Annotated in this window: 15 protein-coding genes; 3 read left to right on the top strand and 12 right to left on the bottom strand. The window is 46.2% G+C overall.

The features are described 5' to 3' along the window. Positions 1 to 5: 5 nt before the first annotated feature. Together FZD51_RS06235 and FZD51_RS06240 are read left to right on the top strand one after the other, a co-directional pair. Complete coding sequence (locus FZD51_RS06235; RefSeq protein ID WP_420886219.1) at positions 6 to 1094, top strand: GerAB/ArcD/ProY family transporter; 1089 nt, start codon at positions 6 to 8, stop codon at positions 1092 to 1094. Next, positions 1091 to 2155: a Ger(x)C family spore germination protein gene (locus FZD51_RS06240; protein WP_148973974.1), complete on the top strand. Its 1065-nt coding sequence runs from the start codon at positions 1091 to 1093 to the stop codon at positions 2153 to 2155. Before FZD51_RS06235 ends, FZD51_RS06240 begins: the two co-directional genes overlap by 4 nt. Positions 2156 to 2180: 25 nt before the next feature. On the opposite strand, the gene FZD51_RS06245 is transcribed toward FZD51_RS06240, so the two are convergent. From FZD51_RS06245 to FZD51_RS06270, 6 genes are all read right to left on the bottom strand, one after another. After that, a complete protein-coding gene (locus tag FZD51_RS06245) occupies positions 2181 to 3353 on the bottom strand; it encodes an FtsW/RodA/SpoVE family cell cycle protein (protein WP_148973975.1) in 1173 nt (390 codons plus the stop codon). Between the two features lie 419 nt (positions 3354 to 3772). Further along, on the bottom strand, positions 3773 to 4552 hold the full coding sequence (locus tag FZD51_RS06250; protein ID WP_148973976.1) for a DUF4931 domain-containing protein: 780 nt from the start codon (positions 4550 to 4552) through the stop codon (positions 3773 to 3775). A gap of 118 nt (positions 4553 to 4670) precedes the next feature. After that, the gene (locus FZD51_RS06255) at positions 4671 to 5471 is read right to left on the bottom strand and encodes a FixH family protein (RefSeq protein WP_187445643.1); all 801 of its coding nucleotides are present in this window, start codon (positions 5469 to 5471) and stop codon (positions 4671 to 4673) included. A gap of 246 nt (positions 5472 to 5717) precedes the next feature. After that, positions 5718 to 6227 carry a spore coat protein gene (locus FZD51_RS06260; RefSeq protein WP_022544363.1) on the bottom strand — a complete coding sequence of 170 codons (510 nt, stop codon included), beginning with the start codon at positions 6225 to 6227 and terminating at the stop codon, positions 5718 to 5720. 27 nt (positions 6228 to 6254) lie between these two features. Continuing rightward, positions 6255 to 6524 (bottom strand): hypothetical protein, encoded by a 270-nt coding sequence (locus FZD51_RS06265; protein WP_148973978.1) that lies wholly within the window; start codon positions 6522 to 6524, stop codon positions 6255 to 6257. Between the two features lie 296 nt (positions 6525 to 6820). After that, positions 6821 to 7465 carry an adenine nucleotide alpha hydrolase family protein gene (locus tag FZD51_RS06270; protein ID WP_187445673.1) on the bottom strand — a complete coding sequence of 215 codons (645 nt, stop codon included), beginning with the start codon at positions 7463 to 7465 and terminating at the stop codon, positions 6821 to 6823. A gap of 150 nt (positions 7466 to 7615) precedes the next feature. Between FZD51_RS06270 and FZD51_RS26525 the strand changes: the two genes are divergently transcribed. Continuing rightward, positions 7616 to 7750, top strand: a complete 135-nt coding sequence (locus FZD51_RS26525; RefSeq protein ID WP_022544366.1) for a hypothetical protein — start codon at positions 7616 to 7618, stop codon at positions 7748 to 7750. A 500-nt stretch (positions 7751 to 8250) separates the two neighbouring features. On the opposite strand, the gene FZD51_RS06275 is transcribed toward FZD51_RS26525, so the two are convergent. From FZD51_RS06275 to FZD51_RS06300, 6 genes are all read right to left on the bottom strand, one after another. After that, the gene (locus FZD51_RS06275) at positions 8251 to 8814 is read right to left on the bottom strand and encodes a hypothetical protein (protein WP_148973980.1); all 564 of its coding nucleotides are present in this window, start codon (positions 8812 to 8814) and stop codon (positions 8251 to 8253) included. Positions 8815 to 8931: 117 nt separating this feature from the next. Then, positions 8932 to 9510 (bottom strand): GNAT family N-acetyltransferase, encoded by a 579-nt coding sequence (locus FZD51_RS06280; RefSeq protein WP_148973981.1) that lies wholly within the window; start codon positions 9508 to 9510, stop codon positions 8932 to 8934. Positions 9511 to 9540: 30 nt separating this feature from the next. Next, a complete protein-coding gene (locus tag FZD51_RS06285) occupies positions 9541 to 10113 on the bottom strand; it encodes a GNAT family N-acetyltransferase (protein ID WP_148973982.1) in 573 nt (190 codons plus the stop codon). Positions 10114 to 10239: 126 nt separating this feature from the next. Further along, on the bottom strand, positions 10240 to 10884 hold the full coding sequence (locus FZD51_RS06290; RefSeq protein WP_148973983.1) for an exonuclease domain-containing protein: 645 nt from the start codon (positions 10882 to 10884) through the stop codon (positions 10240 to 10242). A 178-nt stretch (positions 10885 to 11062) separates the two neighbouring features. Continuing rightward, positions 11063 to 11794 carry an exonuclease domain-containing protein gene (locus FZD51_RS06295; RefSeq protein ID WP_148973984.1) on the bottom strand — a complete coding sequence of 244 codons (732 nt, stop codon included), beginning with the start codon at positions 11792 to 11794 and terminating at the stop codon, positions 11063 to 11065. Next, entirely contained in the window at positions 11794 to 12768 is a 975-nt protein-coding gene (locus FZD51_RS06300; protein ID WP_148973985.1) for a putative nucleotidyltransferase substrate binding domain-containing protein, read from the bottom strand. Before FZD51_RS06300 ends, FZD51_RS06295 begins: the two co-directional genes overlap by 1 nt. Positions 12769 to 12928 lie beyond the last annotated feature (160 nt).

Consider the following 12928-nt stretch of genomic DNA (forward strand, 5'->3'; position numbering starts at 1 on the left):
TGGCTATGAAGCAGTCCTTGCCTGAAAATGTGAAAATATCTCCCTTCCTGATATTTTATATTATTGTATCCATACAGATAGGCATCGGCGTTCTTGGGTATCAGCGGATCATTGCCAAAACAGCGGGCTATGATGCATGGATGTCAGTCATCGCGGCCGGCGCCTCTATCCATATCATTCTCTGGATGATGTATAAGACAGCCGAAAATGCAGGGGGAGATTTAATATCCATCAACTCATTCGTTTTTGGAAAGAAAATCGGAAAGATAGTCAGCCTGGCTTTTTCAGCCTATTATATCCTCCTGACTACTACAATCATAAGAACCTATATCGAAGTCATCCAAGTCTGGCTGTTCCCGGAATTGAGCACCTTCTGGTTTTCTTTCGGCTTCTTGATCCTGGCAGCATATGTAGTCAGCGGGGGCCTGCGTACAGTCACCGGCGTCGCCTTTCTTGGCGCCATTCTTCCAAGCTATCTGATGCTGACCTTCGCCTTCGCAATCCCATTCAGCGATTACCGCAATCTTTTTCCTGTATTGGACCATTCCATTAAGGACATTGCACTCGCAGCAAGGGATATGTCGCTGACGTATCTTGGCTATGAAATCTTATTGCTTGTCTATCCATTTTTAAAGGATCCGGAAAAATCAAAAAAATGGGCCCATCTGGCCATTTTCACCACCACCTCATTGTATGTCATCCTGACAATCATTACCTTCGGCTATTTTTCTGAAAAGCAGCTGCAGAAAACTGTCTGGGCCACATTGACGATGTGGAAAATTGTTGAAATGCCTTTTGTTGAGCGGTTTGAATATATCGGGATTGCCAACTGGAATTTAATCATTCTCCCAAATGCCTGCCTGGCGATTTGGGGGGCAAGCAGGATCGTCAAACGGGTCGCGGGCATCCAGCAGCGCAAGAACGTCATTGGCATCGTCCTTATTTGCCTTGCTGTTGCCAATATATTTGAGACCAGGGAGCAGATTGATCTCCTCAATAATATCTCTTCCCAATTTGGCTTCTATTTTAATTACGGCTATGTTCCTTTGTTGTTTGCCGGCAGCCTCGTTGCAAAGAAGGTGAGGAAAAAATGAAATTATCCAGTTGTTTATCGCTCATTGCGGTCTGTATGCTGCTGACCGGATGCCTGGAAAAAGAAATTATTGATGATTTAAATATTGAGAGCGGGATTGCTTATGATTGGGAAGATAATAAATTGAAGGGCACTGCCCTTATCCCTGTCTACCTGCCCGACCAGCCTGTAAAAAATGTCACGTTTACCAGCACCTCCACATTGAGCAGGGATCTGCTGCTGGAAATGCAGCGCCAGTCATCTGAGCCTCTGGTGACTGGAAGCCTGGAGGTAGGCGTGTTCGGAAAGGAACTCACCCAAAGGGGTATCATAGATGTCCTTGACTCATTCCAGAGGGATGCCAGCATCGGCGCCAGGGTATTTCTCGCTGTTGCGGATAATAAGGCAGGAGATATCATGAAAGGCGAGTATGGGACAAGGGGCAATGCCATTTATATCTCCAATCTGCTCAAGCACAATATGGAACAGCGCGATGTCCCCAAAAGCAATCTCCAAATTTTCCTGGCATCTTTCTATCAGCAGGGCAAAACTGCTTATTTGCCTAAGCTGAAAGAAATGGGCAAGGATAAAGTCGAAATTGCAGGAATGTCCTTATTTAAATTTGATAAAGTGGTAGACGAAATTGATGCAGAGAAAATGTTCTTTTTTAAGCTGCTGGTAGACAAGTACAGCGAGGGTTCCTATAAGATAAAAATCGGGAACGATCAGGCATCCATCAAAAGCATTAAATCCAAGCATAAAATTAAAATCGATAAACGCGAGCCTTATGAGCTTAAAGTCGAAATAAATATAAAAGGGATTATACGGGAATACTCCGGAAAACAGCTGACCATAAAAGAAATCAAGGGTGTGGAGAAAAACTTCGAGAATCTTATAGACAGGGAAACGGAAGCCCTAATCACCCGCTTTCAAAAAGAGGGCATCGATCCGGTAGGAATTGGCGCTTTAGTAAAAAGCAAAACAAGAGGCTTTGATTTTAAGAAATGGGAAGACGAATACAAGCGCATGAGCGTAAAGGTTACAAGCAATGTAGAGATACTTGAATCAGGGGTAATAGAATGAAAAAAGGACAGGGGCTTCCCTGTCCTTAGTCACTATTGGAGAACATATACTTTTTATAATGGTAGCGGATGGAGAAGATCAGGCTGATGGCAAGCATGCTGCCCATAAGCGAGCTTCCTCCGTAGCTGACAAATGGAAGCGGGATACCCGTGATCGGCAGGAGCCCGATTGTCATGCCGATATTCTGGAATACATGGAATGTGATCATGCTGATGACACCGACACAAATATAGGTGTAAAAGTCGTTCTTCGTTTCCATGCCAACTTTCGTAATATGGTAAATCAGCAGGAAAAACAAGCTGATCAGAACACTCGCCCCAATGAACCCGAACTCTTCCCCGACAATACTGAAAATAAAATCAGTATGGCTTTCTGGAAGATAAACCTCCCTAGTGCCATAGCCCTTTCCGCTTGTCTCCCCAGAACCGATGGCAAGCAGGGAGCGTGTCAGCTGGAATCCGGTCGTCCCCTGATAATTATAGGGATCGATCCAGGAATAGATGCGGCCGAACTGGTACTGTTTGACGCCCAGATATTTTTCCAGCAGATCAGGGTGCCAGAGCACGAGGTAAAAAATGCCTGCGATCAAGGTGATTCCGCCGCCGAATATTGGGAGCAGAAGCTTCCATGTGATCCCAGAGATGAAGATCATGCCAATCATGATTGCTATGAATACAAGGCTTGTCCCGAGGTCAGGCTGCTGCATTACAAGCATAAGCGGCAGGAACGTCACTGCACCGATTTTCACCAGCAGCCAGAGGTCGGTTTGGATCGTCTTGATCCGATACTTCGGATGATGATCTGTTATCACCCTTGCCAGAGCGAGGATGATAAAAACTTTGACAACCTCCGAAGGCTGAAGGGACCCTACCGCAGGAAAGGTATACCAGCTTTTTGCCCCATTTATAACAGGTGCAATCCCCGAAGGAGCCACGATCAAAAAACCAAGCAGCGCAATCCCCAGCCCGTAGGCATACCAGGAAATCTTCTTCAGCTGATCAGAATCAAGCGTCATCACCGTTCCAACAATGCCGGCACCGACCACCCACCAGACAATCTGCTTCAGAAGGAAATTATCTTTATACTGGCCCGTAGTCTGCGCGCTGTAAATCGATATGCAGCTAACCAGGCACAGCAGCATCAAAATCAATATCAACCCAAAATCTATACGATAACTAGAATTATTATTAGAAGTCATAATCGTCTCCTTTTATAGAAAAGCGGAGGGCGCTTGCTCAGCCTCGACAAGCATAAGACGCTTAAGGATAGAAGGCGTTCTTTGCCTTCAATCCTTAAGTGGCTTATGACTCGAGAGGCTAGCGCCCGGAGCTGGACAAATAGAAAAGCGGAGGCGGCTTGTTCAGAGCCGACAAGCATAAGACGCACAAGAATAAAAGGCGTTCTTTGCCTTTAATTCTTGTGTGGCTTATGACTCGAGGCTCTAGCCGCCGGAGCTGGACAATAGAAAAGCGGAGGGCGCTTGCTTATGATGCGCAGGCTGCCCAAACAAAAAATCTACTACAATTCTTCATTATATTTTTTTAAGAGACAAATCACAACTTGTTTCATGCTGCTGGATATTATTTCATTTTTCACTATTCTTTTTCAGTTGCCGGATCAGTCTGCGGCAGGGAAGCTGCCGAAGTACTTTGAACGGATGTCCTCTTTCATCCATTCCAGATTATTGGGGACCTGAGGAATTGAATAGCCGATATAAATAGGCGTTGTTACGAACCGCGGGACTATTTTGGCATAGATGTCATCTCCGAGTTTATAGAAAAATAAATTATAGCTGGAGCATTTGAACGGAAAGCTGTGAAGGATATAGCGGACAGCTGCCTGAATATAAGCAGCAAAGGCACCGATTTCCTTCATGTCTCCAAGCTTTGCATTAAATTCATAGAAGCCGATTTTCGGGGCTGTTGAAATATTGAGCAGTGTTCTGCCTTTTTGGCTGATGGCCAGTCCTTCAAATTCTTCTTCCCTGATATTCTCTGTGTAATCCACTTCATTAAGCCCGACAATCTGCATATGGGGATGCGCAATGGTCCCCCCTGAGAGCGGCCCGTGGTTTTTAAAAAACAGGACAGATGTGAAGCGTCCGCTGTTTTCCATTTCAAGCCAATGCTTCAATCCGAAACTCAGCAGCTTTTCCAGATGCTCTAAAGAATAGGTTGAGATATCCCCGCTGCATTCGTCTGATTCAATCAAAACGGTCTGCAGGGTATTTTCAAGGACAGGGAATTTATTTTTCAGCAAAATGATATTGTCCTCAACTGCAAGGATATCGGTCAGCTTTTCTCTCTCACAGAAAGGGCAGCCCTGCTCTTTGTCACGGATACTGTTTGGCTTTTTCACTCCGATTGAAGTGTTGAAGTTCAAATGTGTTTTTGTCATATTTCCACCATCCTGCAGGTTTTTCTCTTATAAATCATATCACTTACCTACTGAACCTGGCGCCTTTTTGACCTTGCGCAGGAAAAAACGGCAGCCTCTGAGCTGCCGTTTCTCTTTCCTATTCGACTGTCAGAGGAAAATCAGAGTGTTCATGCAGCCCTTCCGAGTTTTCCACATGGACAGTCACGGTATAGCTGCCCGCCTCTGCAAAGCTATGTTCTGCAGAATATTTTCCATCGCCGGACTCTGTCAGGTTCACCCACTCAGGAGTGTCCTTGCCTTCTTTCATAATTTCAAGTTTAACAAGCGCTTCTTCCAGGGGAGACCCATCTTTCTTGTCCACCTGGACCTCAAGGCCCGCCGCCTGTTTCATATGGATATGATCCGGCTTGATGAAACTGATTACAGCCTCACCATGATGGTGGGATGATTCTTCTCCGCCTGACTCATGGTCATGGCCTTCATCTTCCCCATGATCATGAGCAGCTTCTCCGTCTGCGCTATTGCCAGCCTCTCCGCCCTCACCGGCTTGTACCTCAGCTTTTGGCATTGTATGCATATCCCTCGCTGTTACATGGACCTGTACTATATAATCTCCATCCTTGCCGAAGGTCTTGGCAGCCTGGTAAATGCCTTTGCCTGTATGTTCTGCAGGAAGCATTTCACTCTCTTCTTGATTTCCTTCCTGCCAGATTTCAAACTTTACTTCATCTGCATCCTCGACAGCTTCTTCCCCCTGCACTACTTCGACAGAAAGGGTTATTTCTTCATTCAGCTCCACTTTTTCAGGAACATCAAGATTGGCTTCAAGGATTTCCGGCACTTGTCCCCCGTTCCCCTGGCCGCTGTCATCAGAACCCTTTCCGCAGGCTGCAAGAGCCATCACGGCGAGGATAAAAACATATAGATATTTCTTCATTTTTTGTCCCTCTTTCATACAGATTCCTTTTATACAGGATACTATATCTCTTAATTGTGAAATAAGTAAGAAATTACATCAAACATTTGATAACGGATGCTGTGGCCTTTATGTATATTATAGCTTTCCTTCCCCGCGGGTCCAAATTCAATAAAAAAAAGCGGCACAAGGAAGTTCCTTATGCCGCATATTTATTATATGAAAGGAGGTAGGGTTGGATAAGTCTGCGTTTTTTAAGACTGCCTATTACAGGATTTCCAGTTCAATAACCAGCGCAAGAAGTACCTGGATCAGCAGGTTGAGTGTCAGCGCTACTTGAGTATCTTCAAGGTTTACAGTACAGTCTTTCGCATTTTCAATATAAACGCTCTGGCGGTTAGATTGGTTGATTTGTGTGAATTGAAGCAAATCTTCAGTGATTCTTTCAGCTTGGCCTCCGTCAGCAATTGAGATATTGATGACAATGACGATTGCTACAACGAGGGCTGCCTGCAATGAAGCGGCAACTTGGGTTTCACTTGAGTTTACTTCAACATTGAGACAGTTTTTAAGGACAATGGACTCTTTAGAATATTGGCCCATATTCGTGCCTTGCACAACATCTTTTACATCTCTGTCGCTGCTGTCAAAAATGCTCATAGGATGGCTTGACGAAGGATCAAGGGCATTCCATCCGCTGTGGTGGCATGATGAACCGGCAGCATTGCTTTCACAATAAACATCTTCTACCTTTGGACGATAGTTTCCACTTAACAATGTAATCTCTCCCTTAAATTTTTTGCCTTATCGGCTTTTTTTCCTAAACGTGCGTTTGGCTTCTTTCTTAGGCTCTTCTTCGGCAGAATCATTTTTCTTTTTTTGTGCTTCAACAAATTCTTTAACCTGCTGTTCCAGATCTTTCACAAGATTGCGGATACGCGTTTTTTCCTCATCTGACAGGTTTTTCGTTTTCAATCCGCTTTCGTCGCTTTGATTCCGCTTTAAAAGGTCTCTTACTTTAAGGCTTACAAGCTGATTCGATAGCTCAGCCATCTTGTTATTTAGTTCATCCAACACAGTTCACCCCCTCCGAGCGCTTATACTATTTAATATGATTTTTAAGCCGGCAAGTGAGGGCTAATCCCTATCCCGGCTTAAAAGGGCGTTTGTATCGGCTGATGGTGCGCCACTCAAGGCGCTTGGCCCTTATACTACTTGTATATGGGATTTCATCCATTTAGTTCGGGCTCATCCCCCAAAAGCAAAAAAAGGGCCCTATGCAGGGGCCCTTTTACAGCAATAAAGAAGCAGGCGGCACTATTTGCCGCCCGCTGCATCTTGTATTCGGATTTTTAATGCTTCAGCACTCTTCAGTCCTTTTCCACTGCTTCTGCTGCAGCGGTCCCATTATGGATCTTAATGACTTTTTGATTATGTCCATCCCCTGCTACAAAAAAGCCATTGGAGAAGTCGGTGGACAATTCCCTGAAAAAGGTGCCAAGAGTCCCTTCTTTCCCGTTATCATCAAACGAAATTCTATAGCCGCCTTCTTCTTTTACCAAAGAAGCTTCTATCCCCTTGTCCCATTCTCCTGCCGGATCGTATACATCGCGGTTCACTTCAACAAGATGGAGGTCAACGCCTTCAAGAAGCTCGAACAGATGATTGACGAGGGAATGCTTGACGACCATTTCCCATTTGCTCTGAACGGCGTGGGCCATGACGATTTGAGTGGCGGACTTCTCCCGGACTGTTTCGGCGATTAAATCAGAAACCTTCTGTCCGTTCTTATACTTTTGGATGGCAGGGAGGCCGTATTTTTCAGCCAATGATTCAAACAGCATTTTCGTCTGAATCTGATTGAACTCAAGATCCTTTTCCTGCCCCGGGAGCACTGACAATACATAGCACTTCCCCTTAAATGCATCAGCAAGGAGCTTCCCCCTTTGAATGAGCGTTTCAGCATGCTGAGGGCTGCTTACACATACCAGAATCGTTTCCAGCAAATCATTCACCTCGTTTAGAATTTTGCCTACATTATAGCATAGCCAGTCAAACCAACCCAGCCAAAAGCGGGTGTTCAGAGCCATCCCTTCAGCCGCTGCATATAAAAGATTCCTTAATGGGAAGATAATGATGTACTTAGGATAAGGAGGGGAAAAGCGATGACAAAAAAGTATAATAAAGGCAGCAGCAACCAAAACTCCCCGCGCGCTGGCCTGTCCGACCCAATCAGCGGCGACAACAGCAAAGGAAATAAACACAACAAAGACCAAAAAAGCAAAACTGACGCGGACTGAACGAAATGCGGAGGCGGCTTGCTCAGAGCCGACAAGCATAAGACGAGCAGGACGGAAGGTTGTCCTTTAACCTTCTGGCCTGATTGGCTTATGACTCGAGGCTCTAGCCGCCAGAGCTGGACAATCGAAATGCGGAGGCGGCTTGTTCAGAATCAAGGAACGCAGGCTAAAACCGCCACGTCCTGTGGCAACGCCTGCATGACCCGCATCCTGCGGGCCCAGCATAAGACAAGCAGGACGGAAGGTTGTTCTTTAACCTTCTGGCCTGATTGGCTTATGACTCGAGGCTCTAGCCGCCGGAGCTGGACAATCGAAATGCGGAGGCGGCTTGCTCAGAGCCGACAAGCATAAGACGCGCTGGAATAAAAGGCGTTCTTTGCCTTTAATTCCAGTGTGGCTTATGACTCGAGGCTCTAGCCGCCGGAGCTGGACAAATCGAAATGCGGAGGCGGCTTGCTCAGAGCTGACAAGAAGCCAGCCTGTACAAGGCTGGCTTCCTTTCATGCAATGGAAGCATCCAGCCTTGGGCGGGCTGAGTCGGCCTGCAGATAATCAGACAGACTCCCTTTGTATACAAGATGGAGAGAAAAGACTTTCTCCAGTTCATGCGGCTTGAGCAGTGAAACAGGCTTTTCCACCCGGTATCCGCTGGTTTCCTTGAGGATGGTCCCGACGAATTCAGAGCAGAAGAAGGCATTGGATCTGTTATATTCCCAGTTGAACAGCACGGCGAACAAGCCGAGCAGATTATATTTATAATGATGCCTGTTTTCTTCAAAAAATGCCGCCTGCTCCTGCATCCTGCCATATTCCTTCTCGCTCACCGTACAGGCATAAACTGCACAGCGGGCATTTGCAAACAAATTCGCGCGCACATCTTCTTTCACGAATCCCCCGGAAAACGGATTGGCAGGATTAATCCTCCCGAAGCTGTACACATCCAGCAGCCCTTCATCAAATGAGATGGATGCATGATTGAGTTCTTTTCCAGTAAAAACCCGAATCAGCTTCGTGAATAAAGTTCCTGTGTCGGTCAGCAGTACAAATACCTGGCGATGGCCCATTTCTTTTCCCTCCTGAAAAAAATGAAGGGAAATGCGCAGTGGCGACCGTGCTGCCCTTCTCCATAATCATACAGCCTCAATGCTCCCTAAAAGAACGAACTCCGGTATTATTTGCTTCTAAGCCCCTGGGCCTAGATGATGGGGATTAATGATGGAAAACATCAGCAGATCATCAAACTTTCCGCAACTATACTCATAATTCCTCAGCAATCCTTCACGGATAAACCCGCATTTTCCGAAAAGGCGCTGGGACTGGAGGTTTGCAGGTTCAATCAGTGCCTGAATTCTCATCAGATTCAAATCCTCAAAGCCATACTGGATGATAGCCGTGATTGCCTCGGTGCCGATTCCCTGATTCCAGCAGGCAGGATCCAGCTCAAGCCCTATATCTGCCCGGAAATGGGCGGAATCCATGTTCAAAAATCCGCAGCTTCCAATCAGCCCTTTTCCGTCCTTTAACGAAATTCCCCAGCGGACGCCCGTTCCTTCCTCAAGAATGCGTTCATACCAGCCAATTTCGGAGCGTGCATCATCCAAGTCAGCAAATGGCTCGATTCCATAGTATTTCGTTACTTCGGCATCAGAAAGATATCCGAGGATATCCTCTGCATCCTCCATTATCACTTTCCTGAGCAGAAGGCGGGCCGTTTCGATTTCCGGAAACGATCCTTTCAATTTTTCTTTTATAAGATTCATTGGACATTCTTCCGTTTCTCATTTTAGTAATTATTCTCCAGCTGCAGAACCAGCCAATTCAAAGACGGGATTAGCTTCCCACTCTTCACGCAAAATGCCCATCCTGATTGAATCATAATGGACGCCCTTGTATATCCGGCATTTCCGCAGCCTGGCTTCCATCGTCATCCCCAGCTTTTCGCCGACCTTGACCATCCGCTCATTTCCTGACCAGGTGGTGTAGCCGGTCCGGGCAATCGGCTTTGTTTGGAAAAGATGGCTGATCCAGAGCTTCAATGCCCTTGTCCCATAACCGCCATTCCAATATTCCGGCGAATAAATGACGATTCCCATTTCCAGCCACAGAGATGGCTCATGCTCCCAGTAATAGCTGACCGTCCCTTCTATCTTGCCGTTGATTTCGATGGCCAGCATATCCTCCTGGTTGACTACCTGCCCCTTCCTCAACTCGTATTCAGCAAACGTCAGTGATTTATGCTCAAAATAGGGAGCGTCCCACTTTTTCCACTCCGGATGCTCTTCCTTAAAAGCCAGCTCCCATAACCGGGGAAGATCTTCTTCGGTGATGGTCCGGAGAATAACTTCAGCGTCTCTCAGTAACATAGCTCTACCTCTTTATATTTATTTTTGTAATATTTTCATTATAACAATAAAACCTCTCTCAAAAAATGGAAACTTCATCATTTTCTCATAATAAAAAACCGCCTTATGGCGGTTTCGCTAAATAGATTAATTGAAGGGCGGATCAATGCTGCTCCCGGCGCTCCACGTATAAGTTCTCCCCGGTTTTTTCGCAGGCTGGTATTTTCTCATCGGCCCTTTTTCAAGCACCTCTTTTAAAAACAGGCCCCCGTCCGGGTTTTGCTGCTTCATCAGCTCCATCAGATATGTAATATCGTCCATCGCCCTGTGAGTTTGATGGTCTGTAATATTGTGGGCGGAAAGGAGAGTCGCCAGCTTGCTGTTGGCAAAGCCATACTTTTTCCATTGTACTCCCTTCATGGTGCAATACCATTTAAGGTCATTCACTTCAGGATACATCTGATACATGAAGCTTCTGTCAAATGAGGCATTATGGGCAAATACAGAATCGGCTTTATTAAGGAAAGACTGGACTGACTCATCATGGAAAACCTGTCCCCTTACCATTTCAAACGGAATCCCATGAATCCTGTACGCACTGCTATAATTTCTCAGCGCCCTGCTTGAAAGCGGCTCCCTAAGGAAAGACTCCTTTTCCTCAACCTGCAGGATTTCACCTGTAGCTCCATCATAAGAAAACAGAATAAATGCCAGTTCGATGATTTCGTCCCCGCCAGGAGCCAGGCCTGTTGTTTCTACATCGACCAGCAATCCTTTTTTGTTTATATTCATTTTGATCACCTTTATATTTTTTTGCCTTCAAAAAGAAAGCTGGAATTTTTAACATTCTTATAGCTATTTCTTATTCTAGTATTTTTGCGGGAAAAATGACAGTTAAACCCCCTTTCTGGATCAAAATGGAATTTAATAAAAACAAAAAGGCACGGCAGAGACCGCACCTTTAATAGGACTATAATGAAGCAACCCTTTCATATACATCTTTCAGTGTCATACATCCTTTATCCCGGACCTTGCTTATATAACAGCACCATAGTTCGGCAGCCAGCCGGGCATCCTCCAGAGCATGATGCCGCTCCATGACCGGAATGCCGTTGTGGCTGCACAGGTCCTCAAGCCTCTGCAGGTTAAGCTCCGGCTCAGCAATCCGGTACAGGAAAGAGGTATCTATAATTCTGTGCTTAAGAGGAGCTTTAAAATGCTTCCAGCTCGCATTCTGCAGGAAGCTCTTCTCATGCCGGGCATGATGCGCTATGATAGTCCGCGCTTCGCAGAATTTGAAGAAATCTATCAGCACTTCAGGCAGCGGGGGTGCCTCCTTAAGCTGGGAGCCCCTTATGCCTGTAAGCTGTTCAATCTGAGGTGAGAGTGTTTTTTCATATCTGATCAGGGAATAAAACTTCTTATCCTCATTTATGATTCCATTCTCTATCTTGACCGCCCCTATCGAAATAATCTCATCTCCCTGATCAGGAAAAAAACCCGTTGTTTCAATATCCATGACGATAGCCTCCATCCTGTCAAGCGGCACCGACAGCGCTTCTTCTGCCCGTATCTCTTTATTCAGCCTGCGCAGGAAGGCCTGCTGCTGGGAATTCTGCCCGCCCTGCATCCCCCCGAAAACACCTGAATTCAGTTTCCCCGGCAGCCCTTTCATCATTTGAAACATGCTTTCAAAGCCCATTATTGGACACCCTTTTCAATCTTGGCCTGTACAAATTGATGCAGCTTTTTTCCGCCCTTCAGGATATTGCGGAGCTCCGCCCGTTCTTCCCTTGGAAGGTTTCTTACATTCAAATAGTGTGAAGCCTCATAAGAGCGGGCAGTGGAGAAAATGGATTCCCTGCAGGACAGCAGAAGGCGGAAATTGTGCTCTGCCTTTTTCAGTGCGTCCCTATACTCTGCCTTTTCCGCAAGCCTGCTGATCCTTTCAAGGGTGGAGGTCTCAAAAAGCCCTTCCTTCATCGCCAATAGACGGATGCTGTTAACATAGGGAAGGAAAGCAGTCTGCTTCAAGTCTATGCATCCCTCAAATTTCCCTTTTTCCTCAACAAGGATTTGCCCCAGGGGACCTACAGCCGGTTTAATATGCATGCTATTCTCTGCAAGCCTTTTTAAAAGCCTGGGACCTGCCATCATCTTAGTGTGCACATAAGATTTAAGCTCACTGATATACACTCCGCTTCCTTCAAGGGACCTCGCATCATAAAAAATCTGCAGATACCGGATCGACTCCCAGCTCTCCTCCTCAATCCATTGCTCCAGCTGCCCTTTCCATGCTTCCGCTGTTCTCCGCCATAAAGGGTTGCTGCTCATCACCTTGCCTTCACAATAGGGATATCCCGTTTCATTCAGGCCATATGACAGCTCTTGCCCCAGTTCCTGAAAGTACGCCGCTTTCTCTTCCCCCCCGGTAAAAACAATGCCGTGATCCTGATCACTGATAACACCCTGTTCCAGCCTGCCTCCGCTGCCGGTCACAAACCAGACAAAATCCGATTCATCCGGCCTTTTTCTAACCTTTTGCACAGACTGCCTGAACACATATTTCATCGCTTCATCATGGATTTCATTTATTCTGGATGTACTGGCGGCAGCCATGAAGATGCGGCTGTCCTTCCATTCCCTGATTTCTGCATATGACTGAAAATCCTGCATACACACGCACTCCCTTGATAATAAGAAAAGCGCAAGCGCCTTGCTCACCCTAAAGGAACGCAGACTAAGAGCGCCACGTCCTGTGGCAACGTCTGCATGACCCCCATCCTGGGGGCCTCAAGACGATCCTGCCGAAAAGGCGTTCTTTGCCTTTTTGGCA

The organism is Bacillus infantis (assembly GCF_008180445.1).
Classification (GTDB): Bacteria; Bacillota; Bacilli; order Bacillales; family Cytobacillaceae; genus Bacillus_AB; species Bacillus_AB infantis_B.

Excerpts from the sequence above, each read along its gene's own strand:
- FZD51_RS06235 (WP_420886219.1), top strand. The coding sequence starts at position 6 with ATGAAGCAGTCCTTGCCTGAAAATGTGAAAATATCTCCCTTCCTGATA.
- FZD51_RS06240 (WP_148973974.1), top strand. The coding sequence starts at position 1,091 with ATGAAATTATCCAGTTGTTTATCGCTCATTGCGGTCTGTATGCTGCTG.
- FZD51_RS06245 (WP_148973975.1), bottom strand. The coding sequence starts at position 3,353 with ATGACTTCTAATAATAATTCTAGTTATCGTATAGATTTTGGGTTGATA.
- FZD51_RS06250 (WP_148973976.1), bottom strand. The coding sequence starts at position 4,552 with ATGACAAAAACACATTTGAACTTCAACACTTCAATCGGAGTGAAAAAG.
- FZD51_RS06255 (WP_187445643.1), bottom strand. The coding sequence starts at position 5,471 with ATGAAGAAATATCTATATGTTTTTATCCTCGCCGTGATGGCTCTTGCA.
- FZD51_RS26525 (WP_022544366.1), top strand. The coding sequence starts at position 7,616 with ATGACAAAAAAGTATAATAAAGGCAGCAGCAACCAAAACTCCCCGCGC.
- FZD51_RS06275 (WP_148973980.1), bottom strand. The coding sequence starts at position 8,814 with ATGGGCCATCGCCAGGTATTTGTACTGCTGACCGACACAGGAACTTTA.
- FZD51_RS06280 (WP_148973981.1), bottom strand. The coding sequence starts at position 9,510 with ATGAATCTTATAAAAGAAAAATTGAAAGGATCGTTTCCGGAAATCGAA.
- FZD51_RS06285 (WP_148973982.1), bottom strand. The coding sequence starts at position 10,113 with ATGTTACTGAGAGACGCTGAAGTTATTCTCCGGACCATCACCGAAGAA.
- FZD51_RS06290 (WP_148973983.1), bottom strand. The coding sequence starts at position 10,884 with ATGAATATAAACAAAAAAGGATTGCTGGTCGATGTAGAAACAACAGGC.
- FZD51_RS06295 (WP_148973984.1), bottom strand. The coding sequence starts at position 11,794 with ATGGGCTTTGAAAGCATGTTTCAAATGATGAAAGGGCTGCCGGGGAAA.
- FZD51_RS06300 (WP_148973985.1), bottom strand. The coding sequence starts at position 12,768 with ATGCAGGATTTTCAGTCATATGCAGAAATCAGGGAATGGAAGGACAGC.